We start from the raw sequence: 22,187 nt of genomic DNA, 5'->3' as shown, positions 1-22,187 counted from the left end.
ACTTTCACCTCTTATAAAATTTCTTTTTCGACAGCAGTAAATGTCTCATCAAGGATTTCAATTATTCTTTCGACTTCCGATTTAGTAATAATTAAAGGTGGGGCGAATACGAGTGTATCTTGATCAAACGTAACAGACCGGCAAATCAAACCATTCTTCGCCGCTTCAGCAACCAGTCTTGGTGCAAGCTGTGTCTCAAAGCCTTCGCCTGTTTGTTTGTCCTTTACGATGGAGATGCCGCCAATTAATCCAAGTGCCCTGACATCACCAACAATCGGGTGTTTGCTTTGAAGCTTCTTGAAGCCTGCCAGCAACTCTTCACCACGCTGTTTCGAGTTTTCTATCAAGTTTTCACGTTCAATTATTTCAATATTTTTCAAAGCAACCGCACAAGCCATAGGATGGCCGCTGTATGTGTAGCCGTGTAAAAGCGTACCTTTTGAAAGGGCAATGAAATCCTGATGCATCTTATCATTCAGGACGACACCGCCTAACTGTGCATATCCGCTCGTCACACCTTTTGCGAAGCACATCATATCAGGTACAACACCAAAATGTTCAATCCCAAAATAAGTCCCTGTTCTTCCGAAACCTGTAATGACTTCATCCGTCACCATTAAAATGCCGTATTCATTACAAATCTCCCTTACTTCCTTAAAATAGCCTTCAGGAGGAAGGTTCACGCCACCGGCCCCTTGAATCGGTTCAGCGATAAATGCCGCAATCGTTTCTGGTCCTTCCTGTTCTATGACCTTACGCAACTCTTCAATGGAAGAACCGTCCACATGGTAAAAATCCGGTGCGATTGAATTCGTGAAGTCCCGGAACGGCTTCAGGCCAGTCGCACTTGTAGCTCCCATTGCCACTCCATGATAGGATTTCGAGCGGGAAATGATTTTTTGACGATTAGGCTGCCCTTTCAAAAGCCAGTAATGACGAGCAAGTTTGATGGCCGTATCATTCGACTCTGATCCACCTGAAGTGAAGAAAACTGCATTCAAATCCCCAGGAGCGATGGAAGCGATTTTGGCCGCCAACCGGATTGCCGGCTCATTGCTGAAAGTGGCGAAACTTGAGGTGAAAGCTAGCTTCGCCATTTGTTCCTTCGCGACTTCAGCCATCTCTTCTTGTCCATGTCCAATATTCACATTCCAAAGTGAAGCCATGCCATCAATGACTGTCCTGCCCGTGACATCCGTAAGATATATTCCCTTCCCTTCCTTAAAGATGAAACTTGGACCATCTGCCTGCTGTTGCTCGATTGCCGTAGTCGGATGAATAAAATGCTTTTTATCCAAATCGATTAATTCCTGAATATCCGTCTTCTCTTTAATCATGTAAAAAACACCCTTCTCATGTTATGGATTTTTTTCAAGCTAATTTATTTTTATATTTATATAAATAGATATAGCAAGATGCATGCCAAATTATATGAGTCTTATATTAAAGGTATTCAAGGTACAATGATTCATAATCAAATCATCACGAGCAGGTATTGATTCATATATAAATCATTCGATTCGTATTCAAATCATTAATCACCCCATCCATTACATTAAGTGCTAAATGACAGGCATATTGTCGAGTTTCAACGGCGACGATGTTTACAACCCGAATGATAATTACTCCAGCAAAGCAGAAACACTGGAAAAACTAGAAGAAACGAGCATGCTATGATCCTTGAAAGCAATCTAAAGGGAAATTCCCCAATGGGGGGCTTAAATGAATATGGACTTCTTGAATTGAATGCAAATTGGGCTGCCTCGCATTTTCCGTGTCCCTGGTAGAAATAGAAGATATATGATTCAAGTATTGCAATCCCTTGACCCCATTGGAGTTGGGGCTAAAGATCTGACTGATTGTTTACTCATTCAGCTGCGGGAGCTTGAGGATTACAATGAATTGGCATATACGATCGATAAAAAGCACTAACCGGATTCAGCAGAAAAACCTACAGGAAAACCATGAAGACCTCGGTATACCTGAATCCTCCAAAAGGCGCAGACTTTAAAATCAAAAAACTGACAACGTTAAAAGTGCAGCCAGTTTTTATTTTTAGTTTATCGGTGTTCACAAAGGCACTTACCAGGATCCCCGGAAATTATTGAATACGTACATTCAATAAGACTCTTCCAGAATATGTATCTTCCGAAAGAGCCTTCTATATTTTCACTGCTTCTTTCATTTACAACCACTTCGTGATGGCTGCAGGTCCGTTGCCTTCCCCTCCAACGTAAATGTGTCAACAGGATTAATCTTTTTAATCGCCCATAATGAATGAGTGCCTTCTGGTTTTTTCTCAGAAAACCATTTCCTCACAACAAAAACCCCTAAACCAGGGGCTTTATAACTTTGTTAAGATTAACTTTCCAATACCTGTGTAACTGATTTTCCCAAACCCTCCCCAGTTCACTCGAAGAGGATTCAGAATCCATGTCCTTCATTTATTATAAAAGTTTCATCTTTTACCCCATTTATCCTCGAAAATAAGTTCATCCATCGGCCTTCTTTTTTCCCAATTGGCAAGTTCAAGAATGGGTTTATCCGGATATTGATCCGTATAGCCAATTGACATGAGTGCAATGGGTTCTACATGCGGCGGAATCTCCAAAATGTCACGAATATCATTCTTCTTATAAAAGCTTACCCATCCCATTGCCAATCCTTCCGCACAGGCAGCCAGCCACATATTTTGAATTGCACAGGCCGTTGATAGGATATCCGTTTCCGGAATAGAGTTCCTCCCCAAAACATGGGAGCCGCCACGTGTCGGGTCACATGTTACACAAATGGTGTAAGGTGCTTCTTTTAACCCTTCCACTTTCAAACTAAGAAACTTATTTTCTTTACCCCCTTCATAATGAATAGCTAGTGCCCTTCTTTCTTTATCCGCTGCCCATGCCAAACTGTTCTTGGTTTCCTGAGATGAAATTACAATGAAACTCCAAGGCTGCATGAATCCTACAGACGGCGCATGATGTGCAGCATCCAAGATTCTGCGGAGTATATCCTTTGAAATGGGCTTGGGCAAAAAACTCCTGATATCCCTTCGGTTATAAATGGCTTTATATACGGCTGCTTGTTCTTCATTATTAAACATAATTTCCCCCCATGCTTCTGGCTCCCCAGAAATTTATCTAAAAATTCAATATGAATTTTACAGGTAAACCCTTACAATTAAAAGTGACTTTCCAGATATCCCTGGATTCAGCTCGTTCCGTCCACAACAAGATTCGCTCTTTCTTGCGGCCTTTGCGCGTCGACATATAGATCTTCATGAACCATCCAATTATCCTCCCACATTTGACGCGCATCTTCACCATCCCGCTCGAGGCCACGTTTCAAGCGCTGATCGCGGGGACATTCCACCCATATCGTGAAATCATGGGACCCTGCCAATTCTTTACGGATAGAATACGTCCCTTCAATAATGACAAGGCCTCCAGCAGGAACGATATGCCATTCGGCCATAGTGTCCGTTTCCCAATCATACCTTTGATACCTTGCATCATTCCCTACAGTAAGCGGTTTTAGGATTTGGTTAAAAACCCGTTCCCAATCACAATCCGCTCCAATCTGTTTTTGGGCTGGGGGCAACTGGATCCTTTTCGATGATGGCAAATAAAAATCGTCCATATGAACGACTGCGCTACCTGGACACTTTGCATGGATAAGGGAAGCGAGTGTACTTTTTCCAGACCCGCCCCGACCATCGATGGCCATAATATATGGAGATCTTTTTTGGGAAATTTCGTGAATTTCAGCAATAAGATTTTTAATCGTATACTGTCCATTAAGTGTTGGAAAGTTCATAAGCATTCCTCCTATACTACTTATTTCTATTCATCCTCCCTTATATTCCTTCCTTGTGGGGATAAAATGAAAAAAACTAAGAAGAAGGTGCTAGTAATGAACAGAATCCAATTTGCCGCCATTTTCGATATGGACGGCACCTTGTTTCAAACAAACAAGATATTAGGTTCTTCACTTGAAAGAACATTTGAGATACTTCGATCAGAAGGGAGCTGGACAGGGAATACCCCGCTTGCCAAGTATCAAGAGATTATGGGCGTCCCGCTGACAGTCGTATGGGAAACTCTATTACCTAAGCATCCCGATCATATTCGCCGACAGGCTGACCAACTTTTTTTAGATTGCTTGATTCAAGAAATCAAACAAGGGAATGGTCAGCTTTTCCCCCTCGTCATGGAGACCTTGTCAACGATCAAACAGCTTGGAATTTCCATTTTCATTGCTAGCAACGGTCTAGTAAAGTACCTGGAAGAAATCTGTTCTTATTTTGGGCTGCATGAATTCGTTACGGACATATATAGCGTGGAAAGGTCCTCGAAAGGCTCGAAGACCGAATTAGTGCAAATGTTGTTGAAAGACTATCGAATTGATAGCGCCATTGTGATTGGGGATCGAAAATCCGACATCGAGGCAGCAAAGAAAAATGGCTTATCGGCTGTAGGCTGCCAATTTGGATTTGCCGAAGAAAATGAATTGGCTGATGCTGATCTGTTCATCGCAGATTTTTCTGAACTTCAAGCTTACCTTTCAAAATGGATACTAAAGTCCGCTCACCAATAGCTTTTCCTGTTCTGCAAGCATCACGGCTATCTTATCCTGGATTGCCGTAATGCCCTTTTCTTCCATGAAATTATTCACGATGATCGAAAATATGACTCTTTCCCCTCTTTTGGTCGTCACATAACCTGATAGAGAGCTCGTTCCTGAAATGGTCCCTGTTTTCGCACGAACGTTCCCAGCTGCATTTGTCCCTTTCATTCTCTTTCTAAGCGTACCGCCTACCATCCGCTTTTCATTTCCTGCAATCGGCAAAGCGTTCAAGTAAGCAGGAAACCACGTTTTCTCCTGTACGGCATATAGCAGTTTCGTTATTTCATTCGCTGGAATCATATTGACTTGGGATATGCCAGATCCATCACGCATCTTGATTGTTTGCATATTGAGACCCAAACCCTTCATTTGATTTCGAGCGACCTTCAAACCATCCTTCCAGCTTCCCTTCCCTACTGCTTCTTTGCCCATTTCTTTCACCAAAACCTCAGCATGGCCGTTATTGCTCAATTTCATGAAAGGAATAAGCAGTTGTGAAAGTGGCATGGACTGATGAGTGGCGATCAAGTCCGCTCCTACAGGGGCTTTTCCTTTTTTCCTTTTTCCCAACACTTTAATTCCATGTTTCTTCATTGACTTTTCAAATAGGCTCAGGGCATATTCTGTGGGATCTTTCACTGAGATCCATTCTTCGGTCACCCCGGCATGCTCCGGAATGGTCCCGGTGATTGTAATGACATCTGTGCCATGAGACCGTTCAACTTCAATTTCCTGTTTGCCGTCTGCCGCTACTGTTTTCGTTTTGTTGATGATCTTCACGTAATCCGTTTCAGGCTTCAGCATCACCTTTGCCATTTTTCCAGCCTTTTCCCCGGGGGTTATCTCCACGATAATGGTACCGGTATCGTAGTCATCATTCGGGGAAGCGGTTAAAGCTGAAACAGATGCTCCGTAATATTCCTGTTCATCGCTCCAGACCAAGTCTCGGGAATAACGGATATCATCATACCAAGAATCATCCCCTATAAGATCTCCATGAACGAGCTTAACTTGCTTGTGCTTCAGTGACGATGCCAGCTCATCAAAATCCTTTTCCAATAATGTTGGATCTCCTTTTCCCTTCAGATAAACATTCCCCTGCAGAACATGGCCAACCTGCACCCCTTTTATGTATAGTTCCGTTTGAAAAACATGATCTTCCCCTAATGTTTCCAGCGCAGCTGCTGCAGTCAAAAGCTTAAGGTTCGAAGCAGGCCGCAATCTAGTTTGCGACCCTCGTTCATAAATCATTTCCCCCGATTCCGCTGATCGGATGGAAATTCCCGTTAACGCCCCTGCCAACCCTGGTGAATCATCCAAAATTTGTTGAATTTCCTGTCCTAGGTTTCCATCATCATTCGCAGCCTGCATCGATTCTCCATTAAAAAAACAAATCAAAAACAGGAAGAATATAAAACTCAACTTCCTTTTATATGTCAAACCTATCACTCCCACTCTAAAAACTCACCACCTCTATCTTGTCCATTTTACGGTCATTTAAAAAAGAAAATATCCACATGATGGTCTCTATTTATACATACTCAAGAAAGGCAGGATTATTCGACCGCCATTCAATGGAATCCAATTGGCGATCCTTACTTCATGATTCATTTACATGTACGATTACAGGGAACTTTTTTGAATGATAATCCGTATAAGTATAAAGACATAGTAAGGAGTGAATATATGTATTCAAAGATACAGCCACCAACGAAGAAAATTTCCAAAGAATCCGTGAAGGTATGGCGGATGACCGAAGCCATTACCAACTTCATTACCCTCGCCGTCTTTTGCATCCTATTATATGTTGATGATTATTTCGCTTGGAAAGAATGGATTGGATGGATTTTATACGGACTTATCACATTATCTTTTTTCCATGCAATCTGGTCCATCTTCATTGAACCAATCTTGTTGCAAAAGTATTGGCGTTACGACGTGAACGAAGAATTCATTCAAACAAAACGCGGAGCTTGGAGTGAAACGCATGAACTCATTCCGATGACGAAGGTTCAGTCCGTCAAATTGAACCAAGGCCCGTTTTTGCGAAAATATAACCTTTATTCACTAAGTATCGGAACAATGGGGGACTCACATGACATACCTGCCATCCCCGAGAAAGAGGCGTATGAATTACGAGATAAAATTGCCCATTTCGCTAAAATTAAGGAAGTGGATTAACGATGGAAGAACATGTAAAACGATTACACCCTTTCAAAATCCCCTTCGAATTATGGAAATTGCTGAAAGGGAATGTGTTTTTCATAATCATGCTTTATGTCCTGAACTTCGGTTCTGAAAAGATGTATATGAAGGTACTCCAAATCGTTTTTTTAGTTTATCTGATTTGGAATGTCCTTTCTATCATCCTTAAATGGTATACGTATAAATATCAAATCAAAGAAGGAACCATTTATATTACCTCAGGGATCATTTCGAAATCTTATCGAACGGTCCCGCTTCATAAGGTACAGAATGTTCAACAACGTACGACGGTATTCCATAAGATTTTCCGCTTAACCTCTTTAACATTCGAAACAGGGATGACTGGTGATCAGGGTACCTTGCCTTTTGAGGTTATTTCCCGAAAAGAGGCCGAACGGCTTGAGGGGGAATATTCTTCAAAACAAGAACTTCAGGTTATCGAATTGGATAGCCCCGAAGAACGAATAGCGGAGGATATGGAAACAATTGAAAAAACGATCCATTTCACGCCAACTAAACAGGATGTGCTGAAAGCTTCCTTTACATCACTCAGCTTTTTGGCTCTTATCCCAATTGTGGCTACGTTATATAATACACTCGATGATTTTATCAATTTGGAGAATGCCGAAGGGTTCTTTGCCAAGTTATTGGATACGTGGTGGATCATAACCATCGTTCTTGTCGGCCTCATATGTATAGCCGTTGCCTTCGGAATCATTTCCACATTCGTTAAATATGGAAAATATGAAATTTCATCCGATCACGATCGTATATATATCAAGAAAGGTCTACTGGATGAATCTGCTTTTTCCATTCAGAAAGAAAAAGTACAAGCTGTCGAAATCTCCCAATCAATCATTAAAAGGGTGCTAGGCTTGGCAGAAGTGAAACTGATCAGCGCAGGAAGTACGGGTGATGAAGAGCTAGAAACAAATACTCTCTATCCTTTTTTATCGATTGAAATGGCATATGGAATGGTAGAAGAGATTTTACCCGCTTACAAAGTGGAACGGTCAATGGAGTCGCTATCGAAGCAGGCCTTCAAAATCCGAATGCTGCGGCCCAGCTTTTTCTGGATTCTCACAACAGTGGCAATCTATTATTTCAAACCCTCCCTATGGTATATATCGCTGATTTTACTCGCCATCATTTATACATTAAGAATTCTAGATTACAAAAATAGCCGTTACTTGTTAAATGATGAGTTTATTCAGTTTAAGTCCGGAAGTTTGGAAACATCACTATTCATTACCAAAAGAAGCAAGGTCATTCAAATTGAGGTGGAACGTACGAAGTTACAAAAGCTTTTCGGGCTTGCCTCAATCGAAACGATCAACCGCTCCAAGCCTGTGCACCATACAAAGCTCCAAGATGTATCCGTTGAATATGCTGACGAGTTTTACACATGGTATACGGGCAGGACAAAAAATATCCAAGTCGAATAAGATTCAATGATTGGAAGAGTTGACTATAGCGGTCAGCTCTTTTTTTCATCTATATTCCACTCCATGCCAACTGCAGAATACCTTATATTTATGTTGGAGATTCCGACAAAATTAATATTGGCAATTTTCCAACTTCAATCTTCAAAAAAGGGAAAACAGACCGAAATATCTATAGAAGCCAAAATTAATTAGAGATATATAATGAGGATTGTCCATATGAAAAGACTGAAGGACTGATATTTTAATTCGCTAAAAAAACAAATATTGATTCCCTTTTTAGCTTTGATCATGATAAGCGGAATGGCCATCTCCTACATGAGCTATAAAAATAGTATCGATATGACGACCCAGGTACTTACCGGAACGACGGAAGAGCAAGTAAAGTCAATGAATGATTCTTTCGAAATCTTCTTTCAAAAAACGGAGAATCAATTGGATAGGATCGGTAAGTATCCTATCATGAGTAGTTCTGATAAGTACCCAGAATCCATAATGGATGAGTTTTCCCATACACAGTCAAGCAGTTCCGAAATAAATGGTTTATACCTCGGCACTGAGAAAGATGGAAAAACATTAATATTCCCAAAAGCTGAATTGCCGGCTGACTTCGATCCAAGACAAAGGGATTGGTATCAATCCGCATTGAAACAAAAAAACAAGACCATTTGGACGGAACCTTATACAGATCGGGCGACGAATACACTTGTCATCACGGCAGCAAAAGCCATATATGATGGAGATGAATTAATAGGCGTGATCGGCGTCGACATTTCGATCGATACATTGATCACGATGATTAATCAAACGAAATTCGAAAAAACTGGCTATACCGTTTTGCTTGATAAGAAAGGGTTATTCGTTACACATCCTGACAAGAAAAAAATTCAACAGGATATATCAAAGGAAAATATCTTCAGAAAAATGAAAAGTGAATCCGGTTCAATGATAGAGGAATATGAAGGGCAAAGCCGGATCATCGGATACGCCACCAATCCAACCACTGGATGGCGAATTGCTGGAGTAATGGAAGAAAATGAAGTGATAGCCCATGCAAGCCCGATGATAATCGGTAATATCATCACAATGTTAATCGTCATACTGTCACTGCGCTATTTGCCATCTTCATAACCCGTTCTTTAACAACTCCCATTAAAAAGCTGCAAGAATCCATTCGGAAAATGGCTGACGGCGATTTCACACCCAGGACTTCCATTCCCAGAAAGGATGAGATTGGGCAACTTTCAGAAGACACCAACATAATGACCAGGAATATGAGCCATATGTTAGGGGTTGTCAACAACCTTTCCGATAAAGTATCCGATTCATCCATGACACTGGTGGCTAGTGCAGATGAGAATTCAGCGGCAGCTAACGAGGTGGCCCTGACGATGGAACAAATAGCGGCCGGTGCCATCGACCAAATTGAAGTAGGGCAGAATAACGAAAGGGCTGTAAAGCTTTTGGCTGACAAAATCAATGATCTTGAAGCGCAAGCGAGCAATATGGCCACGGAATCCGAAAATATCTTCAAGGCTTCCGAAAACGGAATCACTCAAGTGCAAGGCCTAAAACGGCAATTCAATGAAACTTCCATAATATCCAACAAGATGAGTACGGCATTCAAATCTTTGGATGCACGGTCAAATGATATCAATGCGATTGTAAAGACCATAAGCGGAATTGCCGGACAAACTAATTTACTCGCTCTGAATGCTGCCATCGAAGCAGCCAGGGCAGGTGAACATGGAAAAGGGTTTGCAGTTGTTGCCGATGAAGTGAAAAAACTGGCCGAACAGACGAAAAACTCACTAAAGGAAATCTCGGAAATCATTCAAGCCATGCAAACCGATACAACCAATACCGTTGATTTGATTGACCAAGTCAATCAAAAAATCCATCTTCAGGATACTTCTGTAACGGATACGGAAAATGCCTTCAGTCACATTGCATCCATTATCGCGAATACATTCAGCAATTTTGACGAAATAAAAAAGATGATGAACGAAATGGTATCCGAGGTCACACGGATGGCGAGTAATGCAGAACAATTAAACTCGATCAGCCAGGAAACTGCGGCAGGAACTGAAGAAGTATCTGCTTCCGTAGAACAAACGAATGCTTCCATGGAACAATTAAATGCCCTGGCTAGTGAATTGGATGCCCTATCCCAGGATATGCACAAGGAAATACGGAAATTTACATTCTAATCAAAAAAAGGACGGGCCCTAACGGGATCCGTCCTTTTTTAACTTACAATTTAAAGAGGTCTTCTACTGTTCGTTAGCGTTTCATCGGTCTCTGTAATTCCTGAGTAGGAAGAGTTGGGTTTACTCGCATCCGAATCGACTAACACAAGCAGCTTGCCACCCTTAACATCCGCTTCATAACGATACGCCTCTTCTTCAGGTATGCCCATACCGATTAATGTACCGGCCAATCCTCCAGTACCTGCACCTACAGCCGCTCCGGCTAATGTGGCAGCAAGCGGCCCAGCTGCAAGTACCGGTCCGATTCCCGGAATCGCCAGTGCACCCACACCTGCCAATAATCCGGCAGCACCGCCCAAAATTCCTCCGGTCGCCGCACCGGCTGCAAGTCCCTCTTCAACCTTTGTACCCGTTTCTTCATTCACTGTCTTTAATTCTTCTTTATCTTTCGCAACTACTGAAATATCTTCACGGTTATATCCTTGTGCCTGCAATGACTCAACAGCCTTAATGGCTTCTTCTCCAGTTTCATATACACCAATTATACGTTTATCCATATTTATCATCCTCCTTAAAGAATGTAAATTGTCGCTCCCCCTTTACATACCCCGCGGGAAGAAAAGGTTAAACGTTTTTTAACAAGAAAATATTTTTGAGTTAACCCTTACTAAGAAAGGGTATATATACTAATAGTATGCATATTTTTAGGGGGTTTTCTTTTTGCTAATCGAGTTACTTAAGGATTTAGTATCTATTGATAGTTCATCGAAAGAAGGAGCCAACGAAGCAGTTGAATACTGTGCGAACTGGCTTAAAAAACAAGGAATTACCGTAAATGTGATCGTCAATAACGGTTATAAAATGCTTGTTAGCGAGATTGGCAGCGGAGATAAAACCGTAATTTGGAATGGCCATGTGGATGTTGTCAGCGGGACGCCTGATCAATTTTTCCCTGAAGTTCATGAAGGAAATTTATATGGACGCGGGGCAGCCGATATGAAAGCTGGGCTTGCAGGGATGATGTGTGCATTTACCGAACTGAAAGATAAGGGCCTAGGTTTGAAAATCCAGCTTCAGATTGTATCAGATGAAGAAATTGGCGGGTTGAACTGTTCTGGATATTTAGCGAAACATGGTTACAGAGGGGACTTCGTAATATGCGCTGAACCGACACAATTGGGAATCGGTCTCCAGGCAAAGGGTGCACTTCGACTCGATATTGAAGTATCCGGCAAATCCGCACACGGAAGCCGACCATGGGAAGGCGTAAATGCAATCGAAAAGGCCTATGATCTCTATCAAAAAATAAAGGAACTTCCTTTCACCCGGGATCATACCCCCCTTTACTCTTCCCCTTCAATTAACCTAGCAAAAATAAAAGGTGGGGATGTCTACAATAAGGTACCGGATGCGTGTTTGCTCAGTCTTGATATCCGCTATCTTCCTACGCAAACAATGGAAGAGATCATTGCTCAGATCGAAAGTGTGACAGGAAAGAATCTCCACCTTAATATGTACAGTAAACCTGTAAAAACAGAAGAGTCAGACCCATTCATCACACTGCTTCGCCCGATTATCGAAAAGAACACCCATCGAGATGCTGTCATTTTTGGACAACATGGCTCCGCAGATACCGTCTTTTTTGCGGCATATAATATACCAGCCATTGAATTCGGACCTAAAGGTGAGAACTGGCATGGAGATAGGGAATGCGTTAATCTTGAATCTGTGGCAGTATATCAAAAAATGCTAGTCGATTTCGCTTCTGAATTTTCTTTAACTTAATCCATTTGGATGTTAACATCCGGCATCATTAGATGTCGGATTTTTCATTTCCTAAAAATCCTCTCTCACTAAAATATACAGCAGGTATTTGTCTATTATTGCGTTGTATTTTTACAAAATATACAGGACTTTAAAACTAAGTATTAATCAACCATTTTTTATATAATTAAACAAAATATGCCATGATATCAACATTATTAAACAAAAAAAACGCTCATACTGACATAATAAATATACATTTCCATTTAATGGACAAGTCCTTTAGACCTAGTTTACATTACATTTATTTATCAACGGAAACGTTTTTGTAACACAATTACTATTCCACCGAAACATTATTGTCATATATACCTGTTATTCTAAGTCTACGATTTAAAACAAAGGAGACTATTCATTTTGAAAAAAATACTACTTCCAATATTCACTGCTTTCTTGCTGGTATTTAGTTTTTCCGGAGTTTCATCGGCTGCTACTACTACATACAAAGTTAAAAGCGGCGACACACTATGGGGTATCGCCAATAAACATAATATAACAGTCAATCAACTCAAAGGTTGGAACAACCTGAAAAAAGATAACATCCATCCAAATCAAGTTTTAAAGGTTAAGAAAACTTCGACCTCTGCTAAACCTAAAGCTAAAGCTAAAACAACATCATCCAAGAAATATAAAACGATCACCGTCAATGCGACAGCTTACACAGCGAACTGCAAAGGTTGCAGCGGTATTACAGCATCAGGTCTTAACTTAAAGAAAAACCCTAACGCAAAAGCAATCTCAGTCGACCCTAAGGTCATTCCGCTAGGAACTAAAGTTCATGTAGAAGGATACGGGGAGGCCATTGCCGCAGATAAAGGCGGCGCAATCAAAGGAAATAAAATTGACGTCTTCTACTCTTCTCACTCAAAAGCAATGAATTGGGGCAGAAAAACGGTTAAAGTAAAAGTCTATAAATAATGATAAGTGCCAGCCTGATATCTTTCAGGCTGGTCTTTTGTTTTTTCCATTTACACACTTTAAAACAGCTAGTTTACCCTTAAATGATAAACATTTACCGAAAATTCAGTCAATGTTATGATTAGTACATCTTAACCAAAAGAGAGGTGTGCACTTTGAATATTGTCATTATAGGGGCCGGAGCACTCGGTTCTTACTTTGGAGGCAGATTGCAGCAGGCTGGTCAGCATGTTCAATACCTTGTCCGAAAAAAACGTGCCGAACAATTGAAAGAAAACGGCATCAGCATATCAAGCCCACATGGAAACTATCAATTTAACGACCTGCATATCACAGAAAATGTAATCGATATAGACAAGGTTGACCTTGTGGTTCTCGCCGTAAAAGGCCAGCATCTGCAAGGTACCCTCACAGATTTAAAGGTCCTTGTTGAAAAGGGCGCAAAGGTCCTTCCGCTTTTGAATGGATTGGAGCATATATCCATTTTACAAGAAGAACTGGGCGATGAAGCCGTCATGGGAGGAAGTGCCTTCATCATTGCCACCCTTGATGAAAAAGGTCATGTCATTCACTCCAATGATAATCACGATTTAATCTATGGCCCGCTTCACCCTTCACAGAAAAAGATTTGTGATGAATTTGAACAGGCGGTCGGATCAGCTATCATGGAGGTAAGCAGGACGGAAAACATATTAATCAGGATGTGGATCAAATACATGTTCATCACCGCTTTCTCGGGTGTAACAACCGCCTCCAACCTCCCTATCGGCACGATACGGAGATTCCCGGAAACCCATGGATTGCTGGAAAATGTCCTTGTTGAAATGAAGGAACTTGCAAACGCTTATGACGTTGGGATTACCAGGCAGAATATTGCTCAGGCTTTGGAAAACATGGCAGGTTTACCGGATGAATCAACCTCTTCCATGCATCAGGACCGAAGGAAGGGCCAAACCCTCGAAGTAGAACATTTACAGGGCGGCGCACTGCGCCTTGCTGACAAGGCCGGCTTGAAACTTCCTGTGATTGGAGCCCTTTATGCACTCATAAAACCATTTGAAAATTGATTTCCCTCAATACCGGAGCTCCGCCGGTATTTTTTTATGCTGCTTAGGTATACATGAGACCTAAATCACTATCATTTCCTCTTCTACCCATCATTTGAAATCCACAAGACCAAAAAGACCAAAAAGAACAATATCACCAAAAGAATATTCTGATTCTTCCTTCTGTTACACTATAGTCAAGTTAAGAAAGCGCTATCATATAGCAAAGGAGAATGCACCTTGAAAATATTAAAAAATCTAACAGTTCAGGTCATCATCGGTATCATATTGGGTATAACAGTCGGTTTCTTCTTCCCTGCTTTTGGTGAACAGCTGAAAATATTAGCTGATTTATTTATTAAAATGATAAAAATGGTCATTGCACCAATCATCTTCTTAACCGTTGTTATCGGGATCGGCGGCATGGGTGATATGAAGAAGGTCGGCCGCATCGGCGGAAAGGCCCTGCTCTATTTTGAAATCGTTACCACCTTCGCCCTTGCTATTGGAATTATCGTAGTTAATATGCTAGGACCTGGCAAAGGTTTCAACATCGATTCAGTCGAAGGCGGAGATGTATCACAATATACAACAGCCGCTTCCGAAACGGAACATGGCGCAATGGCCTTCATTTCTAACATCATCCCTGATAATGCTGTTGCTGCAATGGCTGGCGGGGACTTACTCCCAATTTTATTCTTTGCCGTATTATTCGGATTATCAATGGCGGCGATGGGACCAAAAGTACAACCTGTCGTCTCCTTCCTTCAACATATTGCTGATATTTTCTTCGGCATAGTCAGTATGATCATGAAAGTATCTCCATTGGCGGCTTTTGGGGCAATGGCTTACACAATCGGTAAGTTCGGTCTTAGTTCACTAAGTTCCTTAGGACAATTAATGGGTAGCGTATATATCACCATGGCACTATTCATCATTCTTATCCTTGGTTCGATCGCAAAAATCTACGGCTTTAATATTTTCAAGTTCATTGCCTATTTAAAAGAAGAGATTCTCTTAGTTTTAGGTACATCTTCGTCGGAATCCGCCCTCCCAAGCGTGATGAAAAAACTCGAAAAATACGGTTGTTCAAAATCCGTAGTCGGTTTAGTTGTCCCAACTGGTTACTCTTTTAACCTTGATGGCACATCCATTTACTTATCCATGGCAGCGATTTTCATCGCCCAAGCCTATGGTATCGATTTAAGCATCTGGCAGGAATTAACCCTTCTGGGAATCTTGATGTTAACGTCCAAAGGAGCTGCTGGTGTAACGGGATCCGGTTTCATTACACTTGCTGCAACATTAGCTGCCTTCCCAATGATTCCGGTTGAAGGAATGGCACTACTTCTTGGAGTCGACCGCTTCATGTCTGAAGCACGCGCAATCACTAATCTAATCGGTAACAGTGTTGCTACTGTGGTCATTTCTAAATCCGAAGGTGAATTCAATCCAAATCAAGCCATCTCAGGTGATATGGGTGAAGTGGCCGTCTCATCGGAAAAATAATCGAAACCATGATTGTAGAGGTGTGCAACTTGCACCTCTTTTTTTATGTCTTCCTCCTCCACATTCTACAAGGAATAGTCGAGTTTCAAAAAAATAGCCAATCAAATAAATTTCAGTATCATCGGAAAGTGTTTATACTTTTATGTAACAGGTAAAGGTATAAAGTTAAAAGTTTTTTAGTAGTTTGATGGATTTAACCAAAATAGGAGGTTTTATCATGAAGGATTACGGATTATTTATTAACGGTGAGTGGTCGGATTTTGGGTTGGATAAAATTGAAGTGAAAAACCCGGCAACGGATGAAATAGTTGCCACCGTTCCTAAAGGCGGTGCGACTGAAGCAGCCAAGGCTGCAGATGCCGCTTATGATGCCTTTACGGATTGGTCAGCACTCTCAGTTTACGAACGTGCAGAACTAATTTGGAAATGGCATCGATTGATTGATGATAATAAAGAAGAACTTGCCAAAATCATGACTGAAGAGCAAGGCAAGCCCTTTAAAGAGGCTCTTGGCGAAATGACATATGCAAATGGCTTTTTATCTTGGTTTGCCGAAGAAGGGAAACGGGTCTACGGCGAAACGATTCCTGCTTCCGTGTCCAATAAGCGGCTTTTCGTGACTAAACAGCCTGTAGGAGTTGTAGCTGTCATTACGCCTTGGAACTTTCCAGCAGCCATGATTACAAGAAAAGTGGCACCAGCCCTTGCCGTCGGCTGCACAGTCGTCATTAAACCGGCAAACCTGACTCCCATAACAGCTTTAAAAATGGCTGAATTAGCGGAAGAAGCTGGGATTCCAAAAGGAGTCATCAATGTCGTGACAGGTAAATCATCAGAAATCGGTGAAACTTGGCTTCAAGATACAAGGGTCCGTAAGTTGACGTTCACCGGGTCTACAGAAGTCGGTAAAACCTTAATGAGGGGCTCAGCCGACACAGTAAAGAAAATCTCGCTTGAACTTGGAGGTCATGCCCCCGCGATCGTTCTTGAAGATGCCGACCTTAATAAAGCGGTTGATGGCATCATCAGTTCAAAATTCCGTAACGCTGGACAAACATGCGTCTGTTCAAATCGCATTTATGTCCACGAAGCCATTCAGGAAGCCTTTATCGAAAAGCTCGTTGCCAGGGTCAAAGAACTAAAAGTAGGAAACGGATTGGAAGATGGCATCGATATCGGTCCGCTTATCGATCAAAATGCAGTGGATAAGGTTCAAAAACAAATTGATGAAGCAATCAGCAGCGGAGCTAAGCTCGAAGCTGGCGGAAAATCAATCGGCGGCCTTTTTCTTCAACCAACCGTACTGTCCAACATTGATGACAGCATGCTTTGCATGAAGGAAGAGACATTCGGTCCACTAGCTCCAATTGCATCCTTCAAGACCGATGAAGAGGCAATCAAAAGGGCAAATGACTCCATCTTCGGTTTGGCAGCTTACGTATTCACTGAAAATATCACCAAAGGCATCAAATTCACCGAGGCACTTGAATTCGGTATTGTAGGATTGAACGACGGACTTCCTTCCGTTCCACAAGCTCCATTTGGCGGATTCAAGCAAAGTGGGCTCGGCCGCGAAGGTGGACACCAAGGCATCGAAGAATACCTTGAAGTAAAATATATTTCGTTAGGTTTGTAATTAATAAGCTTTCGTTCCTTCACTAAGAAAACGGGCCCGACTCAAATGAGTCGGACCCGTTTTTTCATTCCAATATATCCTCTTCAAGCTTTTCCTCTTTCCTGATCCTGATGAATTTTACGATATTCAATACAATCGTTTTAACAACGGAATAAGTAGGAACAGCCAAAATCATACCGATGATACCGGCAATATTTCCGGCGACGAGCAATAGGATGATGATGGTAAGCGGATGTGTGTTCAATTTTTTCCCGATGACTAACGGTGAAATGAAATTACCATCCAGTTGCTGGATGACCGTTACAACAAGAATGACCAATAACGCTTCGGCCGGTGAATGAATCAATGCCACTATGACCGCAGGAGCCACTCCGATAAACGGACCTACATATGGAATGATATTGGTTACTGCACCAATCAGCGCAAATAAGAACGCGTAAGGCAAACCAATGATTAAATACCCAATGAACGTTCCAATCCCAACAAACAAGCAAACAAGCATCTGTCCTTGTATATATGTAGTAAGCGTCCCGCCAGTTTCCTGAAGTACTGTTAAAGCTGGTTTTCTATAGCGAACCGGTACGAACTTCATGATGGAGCTTGGAAGCTTATCCCCATCCTTCAACATATAAAATAAGATGAAAGGAACCGTTACGACCACTAATGTTATATTCGTCACTACGCTAAAAACAGAAGATAAACTGTTCGTTATATTACTCGGTAAATTCGTCAAATATTTTTGAAGCGAATCTCCTACTTCTTGCAAAGGGACATAATCTTGTTCCACCGTCCACAAAAACCATTTTGACTCTGCTGAATCTTCAATGAACTTCCTAACTTGATTGAAATAATCCGGAAGGTTATTGATTAAATCCGTAACCTGTTTGGAAAGTGATGGGCCAACCAGACCGACCAACAAACTAACCAATCCTAGGAAAAATACATAAAGCAATACTATGGCCAATCCCCTTGGCACTCTTCTTTTAACCAGGAAATCAACAGTGGGGTTGAACAAAAAGTAGAGAAAACCTGAAATCAAGATGGGAAAGAACAATGTAGATGTAAAAATAACTATTGGTTCGAAAAGAAAAGAAATCTTTGTACCAACATAAAAAAGTAAAGACAATAGTAATAACTCTAACGTCCAAAAATGCAGTTTGGTCTTGAACAAATTATCTCCTCCACTATTACCATTCTATTTAACTTCCCTAAGGAAACAACATCATAAATTCGGAAAATCCTATGATGATAATCTTTCATTGTTAGCAGTTTACCATATTTCCATAACTTGAATGAATAATTATATACAAAAATAAAAGAAAAAATCATAATGACGCCATTCCCTACCTTTTTGATGTTTAAGCTTCATTTTACACTTTAAATCCGTTATAAGTTGAAGGAAAAAGAACTAATTGGAAACACCATACAAATTGCTCAGGAGAATAATCTATTTACCTTTCAATATTCCATTGGAGTTGACGAAAGATTCATTGGTTTCCACAAATATCATAAAGTGGATAAATAACAAGGGCGAATCCAAATAAAAAAACCCGCTGTAATGGCGGGGTTTTGACTCTTATTTTTGATCTTGAAGTACTGCTTCAAGCATCGTACCGTTTTTAGCTAGGTTTGTATGCCATGAGAATGCTTTTTCAAGAATATGTGGAGTTTGATGTCCTCCAGTTTGCGCAACAGCTTCAGTGAAGTATGCACGAAGCTGCGGACGGTAGTCAGGATGCGCACAGTTTTCGATGATTAACTCTACGCGCTCTTTTGGTGCCAACCCGCGTAAATCAGCGATCCCTTGCTCTGTCACTAATACATCCACATCATGTTCAGTGTGATCCACATGAGAAACGAAAGGAACGATACTGGAAATATTGCCGCCTTTTGCATATGATTTCGTTACGAAAATACCTAAGCGTGAGTTGCGGGCAAAATCTCCTGATCCACCAATTCCATTCATCATTCTTGTCCCAGAAACATGTGTTGAGTTTACATTACCGTAGATATCACACTCTAACGCTGTATTGATTGAAATCAAACCAAGACGGCGGATGATCTCAGGGTGGTTAGATATTTCTTGTGGACGAAGAACAAGTTTATCACGGTACTTCTCAAGTTCACCGTAAACCTGTTTTCCTTTTTCTTCAGCTAATGTAATCGAACAACCTGAAGCGAATTTAACTTTTCCAGCATCGATTAAATCGAATACCGCATCTTGCAGCACTTCTGAATACACTTCCAAATCTTTAAATTCAGAATCAAGGAAGCCCGCGAATACTGCATTTGCCACTGATCCTACACCTGATTGAAGCGGAGCCAGGCTTTCAGTTAAACGACCAGCCTTGATTTCTTCACGAAGGAAGTTAATAAGGTGGTTTGCGATGGTTGCAGTTTCTTCATCCGGCGGCACGATTGTAGAAGGTGCATCAAGATCTGTAGAAACGACGACCCCCATTACCTTTTCAGGGTCAACCTGAATACCGATCGAACCTAGACGATCGCTTACGCTAGTCATAGGAATCGGTTCGCGTTCCCCTTGTTTAGCTGGTGTATATATATCATGCAACCCTTCCAATCCTTCTGGATGGGATACGTTCAATTCAATGATTACATGTTTAGCTTCTTGAACGAATATGGCTGAGTTACCTACAGAAGTTGTCGGGATGATTAACCCTTCTTCTGTAATCGCCAGTGCTTCGATGATTGCAAAATCTATAGGTCCGACAATGCCTTGACGGACTTGTTCAGCTGTATGAGATAAATGCTGATCCACATATGTGACTTCATCAGCATTGATTTTATTACGAATGCCTTTGTCCGCTTGGAACGGTAAGCGTTTGTTAATGATACCAGCTTCCGCCATATGTTGGTCGACTTCAGGTCCTAAAGAAGCACCAGTATAAACATCAACTTTGAATTTTTCAGTTTTAGCTCTTTCAACCAGAGCCATTGGAATAACTTTAGCATCACCAGCACGGGTAAATCCACTCATACCGAGTTTCATCCCATCTTTAATCCATGAAGCTGCTTCTTCCGCTGTAACTACTTTCCCCTTAAATTGTTCGTTGCGAATTTTTTTGAAAACGCTTTCGTTCATACAAAAGACCCCCATTTTTCGCTTTTCTTACACTTAATTTTACCAAGCCAGTGTAATAGTTACATTCATTTCCGAATGAAAAGCCTTAAATGGAGCATAAACCAGCATTTATTTCACACAAAGGAGTAACACTAAAATCCTAAAGCCCTTCTGAATTGACTTGCATATGTTTGACTTACTTGGATTTTGGAATTGTCCTTCATTATTAGTAAAAATGTAGAATGAAAATCAGGAAGGATTTCCTGTATATAGTTAATATTGACGATGTACGAACGATGCACACGAATGAATAAATCACTAGGTAAAATGTATTCCAATTCACTTAAGTTCATTTTATGAAATCCACTCACACGTTCGGACTGAATTTTAGTTTTCCTATTTTGAGCTTCCAAATACATAATTTCATCATAAGGTAGCGGTATCCAGCGTTCATCTGTTTTAATGGTCAAGAATGATGTCGGTAAAATTAATGGCTTTGAAGGCAAAATGGCTGTTACCGCCCCTAAAGGATTGCCCTCGTCCATGATAGGTACACTCAGCCCATAGTAGGGTACGCCAAAAACATTACTTTCAACTTGCACCCCTATTTTTTTACGGACACTCAGAGCTTTATATGTCGCCGTGTTTTCACTAATTAAATCACCCGGTTTTATTCTTAGGTCAACTTGTTTGCTCGGTTGATAATAAATGTATTTTTTGGAATCAGCCACAGAAATTGAAGCATCCTTCGGAACAAACTCCCTGATGATATTTAAAACGGATTCGACCGTAAATTGATCCATTTCCCTTCACCTCTTAAAAGAACATATTAATAATTTCCCCATCATTAAACAGGGCATTCGCGAATAATTTTTGGAGGACTTACATTTTTTCGAATTCACTTTTCGCAAATTAAAGAAAAAACGAATTAACTAAGCGAAAAGTATCAAAAAAGGCAAAAAAATTGGATTTAAATTTATGTCCTTTTATCTATTATAGTTGGAAAGCTCCTCGATTTCCATGGGGGATGCATAAAAAAGCCGTTCTCCTTCATAAGGAAACGGCTAAAAGGTTATTTTTTAAATCGGGGATCTTGAAACGAGGACTTTATTCGAAGTGATAAAATTTCTTCTAAATTTTTTAATGGTAATTCCAATAAAAAGGGTCGGTCATCAGGTTGATATACATCCTCTGAAATGAGCGTATTAACGATCTTCTGTTTTTTTGCATTAACAATTCGGACCAGTCTCCCCATTTTCAGCTCCCTTTCTTTTTTTTATTGGATCCGGCACATTTGGTCGATTGAGTCACTGCATCAAATCTCATTCTTTAACGCATCATGGCCTTCTTTTCCGGTACGGATATTCACAACATTCGCCAATTCATAAATGAAGATTTTTCCGTCACCTGGTTTACCGGTACTCAAGAATTTCCTTGCTACATCCACAACATCCTGAACTGGAACTTCACACACGACGATTTCAATCTTCATTCGGTCATGTAATGACATTTCACGATTTCTGCCTCTATATGTTTCCACATAACTTTTCTGAAGACCCGTTCCTTTTACTTCCGAAACAGTCATTCCGCTTACCCCTATTTTGGCTAGTTCCGTTTTGAATTGTTCAAATTTAATGGGACGTGTAATGATTTCTATTTTCGTTAAAACCTCGGACATATGATCAACCCCCT

The 22,187-nt window shown here is 41.0% G+C and carries 21 protein-coding genes; 11 read left to right on the top strand and 10 right to left on the bottom strand.

The window, feature by feature from the left end:
- Positions 1 to 11: 11 nt before the first annotated feature.
- Positions 12 to 1,337 carry an aminotransferase family protein gene (locus ACFX4L_RS08310; protein WP_377384552.1) on the bottom strand — a complete coding sequence of 442 codons (1,326 nt, stop codon included), beginning with the start codon at positions 1,335 to 1,337 and terminating at the stop codon, positions 12 to 14.
- 463 nt (positions 1,338 to 1,800) lie between these two features.
- Here ACFX4L_RS08310 and ACFX4L_RS08305 point away from each other — a divergent pair, with 463 nt between their 5' ends.
- On the top strand, positions 1,801 to 1,932 hold the full coding sequence (locus ACFX4L_RS08305; RefSeq protein ID WP_377384550.1) for an RNA polymerase factor sigma-54: 132 nt from the start codon (positions 1,801 to 1,803) through the stop codon (positions 1,930 to 1,932).
- A 249-nt stretch (positions 1,933 to 2,181) separates the two neighbouring features.
- Here the strand turns inward: ACFX4L_RS08305 and ACFX4L_RS08300 are convergent, their stop codons facing one another.
- The 3 genes from ACFX4L_RS08300 to ACFX4L_RS08290 all read right to left on the bottom strand — a co-directional run bounded on the left by ACFX4L_RS08300 (position 2,182) and on the right by ACFX4L_RS08290 (position 3,813).
- Positions 2,182 to 2,319 (bottom strand): hypothetical protein, encoded by a 138-nt coding sequence (locus ACFX4L_RS08300; protein ID WP_377384548.1) that lies wholly within the window; start codon positions 2,317 to 2,319, stop codon positions 2,182 to 2,184.
- Between the two features lie 139 nt (positions 2,320 to 2,458).
- Entirely contained in the window at positions 2,459 to 3,100 is a 642-nt protein-coding gene (bluB, locus tag ACFX4L_RS08295; protein WP_061461453.1) for a 5,6-dimethylbenzimidazole synthase, read from the bottom strand.
- 107 nt (positions 3,101 to 3,207) lie between these two features.
- Positions 3,208 to 3,813 carry a uridine kinase family protein gene (locus ACFX4L_RS08290; RefSeq protein WP_284471895.1) on the bottom strand — a complete coding sequence of 202 codons (606 nt, stop codon included), beginning with the start codon at positions 3,811 to 3,813 and terminating at the stop codon, positions 3,208 to 3,210.
- Positions 3,814 to 3,909: 96 nt separating this feature from the next.
- Between ACFX4L_RS08290 and ACFX4L_RS08285 the strand changes: the two genes are divergently transcribed.
- The gene (locus ACFX4L_RS08285; protein WP_375166261.1) at positions 3,910 to 4,593 is read left to right on the top strand and encodes an HAD hydrolase-like protein; all 684 of its coding nucleotides are present in this window, start codon (positions 3,910 to 3,912) and stop codon (positions 4,591 to 4,593) included.
- Here the strand turns inward: ACFX4L_RS08285 and dacB are convergent.
- On the bottom strand, positions 4,573 to 5,994 hold the full coding sequence (gene dacB / locus ACFX4L_RS08280) for a D-alanyl-D-alanine carboxypeptidase/D-alanyl-D-alanine endopeptidase (protein WP_377404706.1): 1,422 nt from the start codon (positions 5,992 to 5,994) through the stop codon (positions 4,573 to 4,575). The two genes, ACFX4L_RS08285 and dacB, sit on opposite strands and share 21 nt — an antisense overlap.
- Positions 5,995 to 6,309: 315 nt before the next feature.
- Here dacB and ACFX4L_RS08275 point away from each other — a divergent pair, with 315 nt between their 5' ends.
- The 4 genes from ACFX4L_RS08275 to ACFX4L_RS08260 all read left to right on the top strand — a co-directional run bounded on the left by ACFX4L_RS08275 (position 6,310) and on the right by ACFX4L_RS08260 (position 10,480).
- Positions 6,310 to 6,804 carry a PH domain-containing protein gene (locus ACFX4L_RS08275; protein WP_061461445.1) on the top strand — a complete coding sequence of 165 codons (495 nt, stop codon included), beginning with the start codon at positions 6,310 to 6,312 and terminating at the stop codon, positions 6,802 to 6,804.
- Between the two features lie 2 nt (positions 6,805 to 6,806).
- Positions 6,807 to 8,273, top strand: coding sequence for a PH domain-containing protein (locus ACFX4L_RS08270; protein ID WP_377404694.1), 1,467 nt, complete (start codon positions 6,807 to 6,809; stop codon positions 8,271 to 8,273).
- Between the two features lie 315 nt (positions 8,274 to 8,588).
- Complete coding sequence (locus ACFX4L_RS08265) at positions 8,589 to 9,401, top strand: cache domain-containing protein (protein ID WP_377384543.1); 813 nt, start codon at positions 8,589 to 8,591, stop codon at positions 9,399 to 9,401.
- Between the two features lie 131 nt (positions 9,402 to 9,532).
- Positions 9,533 to 10,480: a methyl-accepting chemotaxis protein gene (locus ACFX4L_RS08260; RefSeq protein WP_377404703.1), complete on the top strand. Its 948-nt coding sequence runs from the start codon at positions 9,533 to 9,535 to the stop codon at positions 10,478 to 10,480.
- 50 nt (positions 10,481 to 10,530) lie between these two features.
- On the opposite strand, the gene ACFX4L_RS08255 is transcribed toward ACFX4L_RS08260, so the two are convergent.
- On the bottom strand, positions 10,531 to 11,037 hold the full coding sequence (locus tag ACFX4L_RS08255) for a general stress protein (RefSeq protein ID WP_377404691.1): 507 nt from the start codon (positions 11,035 to 11,037) through the stop codon (positions 10,531 to 10,533).
- Positions 11,038 to 11,200: 163 nt separating this feature from the next.
- On the opposite strand from ACFX4L_RS08255, the gene ACFX4L_RS08250 reads away from it, so the two are divergent.
- The 5 genes from ACFX4L_RS08250 (at position 11,201) to ACFX4L_RS08230 (ending at position 17,413) form a co-directional block, all read left to right on the top strand.
- Positions 11,201 to 12,265: a M20 family metallopeptidase gene (locus tag ACFX4L_RS08250; protein WP_089362589.1), complete on the top strand. Its 1,065-nt coding sequence runs from the start codon at positions 11,201 to 11,203 to the stop codon at positions 12,263 to 12,265.
- 396 nt (positions 12,266 to 12,661) lie between these two features.
- Complete coding sequence (locus tag ACFX4L_RS08245) at positions 12,662 to 13,222, top strand: 3D domain-containing protein (protein WP_377384538.1); 561 nt, start codon at positions 12,662 to 12,664, stop codon at positions 13,220 to 13,222.
- Positions 13,223 to 13,368: 146 nt separating this feature from the next.
- On the top strand, positions 13,369 to 14,289 hold the full coding sequence (locus ACFX4L_RS08240; RefSeq protein WP_377404688.1) for a ketopantoate reductase family protein: 921 nt from the start codon (positions 13,369 to 13,371) through the stop codon (positions 14,287 to 14,289).
- A gap of 219 nt (positions 14,290 to 14,508) precedes the next feature.
- Entirely contained in the window at positions 14,509 to 15,777 is a 1,269-nt protein-coding gene (locus ACFX4L_RS08235; protein WP_217899803.1) for a dicarboxylate/amino acid:cation symporter, read from the top strand.
- A 217-nt stretch (positions 15,778 to 15,994) separates the two neighbouring features.
- Positions 15,995 to 17,413: an NAD-dependent succinate-semialdehyde dehydrogenase gene (locus ACFX4L_RS08230; protein ID WP_284471901.1), complete on the top strand. Its 1,419-nt coding sequence runs from the start codon at positions 15,995 to 15,997 to the stop codon at positions 17,411 to 17,413.
- A gap of 64 nt (positions 17,414 to 17,477) precedes the next feature.
- On the opposite strand, the gene ACFX4L_RS08225 is transcribed toward ACFX4L_RS08230, so the two are convergent.
- From ACFX4L_RS08225 to ACFX4L_RS08210, 4 genes are all read right to left on the bottom strand, one after another.
- Complete coding sequence (locus ACFX4L_RS08225) at positions 17,478 to 18,584, bottom strand: AI-2E family transporter (protein WP_061461426.1); 1,107 nt, start codon at positions 18,582 to 18,584, stop codon at positions 17,478 to 17,480.
- 405 nt (positions 18,585 to 18,989) lie between these two features.
- Entirely contained in the window at positions 18,990 to 20,516 is a 1,527-nt protein-coding gene (scpC, locus tag ACFX4L_RS08220; RefSeq protein ID WP_061461424.1) for a succinyl-CoA:acetate CoA-transferase ScpC, read from the bottom strand.
- A 131-nt stretch (positions 20,517 to 20,647) separates the two neighbouring features.
- Positions 20,648 to 21,298, bottom strand: a complete 651-nt coding sequence (locus tag ACFX4L_RS08215; RefSeq protein WP_125163285.1) for a LytTR family DNA-binding domain-containing protein — start codon at positions 21,296 to 21,298, stop codon at positions 20,648 to 20,650.
- Between the two features lie 512 nt (positions 21,299 to 21,810).
- Positions 21,811 to 22,173 carry a P-II family nitrogen regulator gene (locus tag ACFX4L_RS08210; protein WP_061461417.1) on the bottom strand — a complete coding sequence of 121 codons (363 nt, stop codon included), beginning with the start codon at positions 22,171 to 22,173 and terminating at the stop codon, positions 21,811 to 21,813.
- Positions 22,174 to 22,187: the final 14 nt, after the last annotated feature.

The organism is Peribacillus sp. YIM B13482 (assembly GCF_042787975.1).
Taxonomy (GTDB): domain Bacteria; phylum Bacillota; class Bacilli; order Bacillales; family DSM-1321; genus Peribacillus; species Peribacillus simplex_A.
This window is presented reverse-complemented; position numbering and strand designations above follow the sequence as displayed.

What these genes read in the sequence shown, in the direction of transcription:
- dacB (WP_377404706.1), bottom strand. Translation starts at nt 5,994, where the DNA reads ATGCAGGCTGCGAATGATGATGGAAACCTAGGACAGGAAATTCAACAA.
- ACFX4L_RS08210 (WP_061461417.1), bottom strand. Translation starts at nt 22,173, where the DNA reads ATGTCCGAGGTTTTAACGAAAATAGAAATCATTACACGTCCCATTAAA.
- ACFX4L_RS08305 (WP_377384550.1), top strand. Translation starts at nt 1,801, where the DNA reads ATGATTCAAGTATTGCAATCCCTTGACCCCATTGGAGTTGGGGCTAAA.
- ACFX4L_RS08215 (WP_125163285.1), bottom strand. Translation starts at nt 21,298, where the DNA reads ATGGATCAATTTACGGTCGAATCCGTTTTAAATATCATCAGGGAGTTT.
- scpC (WP_061461424.1), bottom strand. Translation starts at nt 20,516, where the DNA reads ATGAACGAAAGCGTTTTCAAAAAAATTCGCAACGAACAATTTAAGGGG.
- ACFX4L_RS08255 (WP_377404691.1), bottom strand. Translation starts at nt 11,037, where the DNA reads ATGGATAAACGTATAATTGGTGTATATGAAACTGGAGAAGAAGCCATT.
- ACFX4L_RS08260 (WP_377404703.1), top strand. Translation starts at nt 9,533, where the DNA reads ATGACCAGGAATATGAGCCATATGTTAGGGGTTGTCAACAACCTTTCC.
- ACFX4L_RS08285 (WP_375166261.1), top strand. Translation starts at nt 3,910, where the DNA reads ATGAACAGAATCCAATTTGCCGCCATTTTCGATATGGACGGCACCTTG.
- ACFX4L_RS08270 (WP_377404694.1), top strand. Translation starts at nt 6,807, where the DNA reads ATGGAAGAACATGTAAAACGATTACACCCTTTCAAAATCCCCTTCGAA.
- ACFX4L_RS08310 (WP_377384552.1), bottom strand. Translation starts at nt 1,337, where the DNA reads ATGATTAAAGAGAAGACGGATATTCAGGAATTAATCGATTTGGATAAA.
- ACFX4L_RS08265 (WP_377384543.1), top strand. Translation starts at nt 8,589, where the DNA reads ATGAGCTATAAAAATAGTATCGATATGACGACCCAGGTACTTACCGGA.
- ACFX4L_RS08290 (WP_284471895.1), bottom strand. Translation starts at nt 3,813, where the DNA reads ATGAACTTTCCAACACTTAATGGACAGTATACGATTAAAAATCTTATT.
- ACFX4L_RS08230 (WP_284471901.1), top strand. Translation starts at nt 15,995, where the DNA reads ATGAAGGATTACGGATTATTTATTAACGGTGAGTGGTCGGATTTTGGG.
- bluB (WP_061461453.1), bottom strand. Translation starts at nt 3,100, where the DNA reads ATGTTTAATAATGAAGAACAAGCAGCCGTATATAAAGCCATTTATAAC.
- ACFX4L_RS08275 (WP_061461445.1), top strand. Translation starts at nt 6,310, where the DNA reads ATGTATTCAAAGATACAGCCACCAACGAAGAAAATTTCCAAAGAATCC.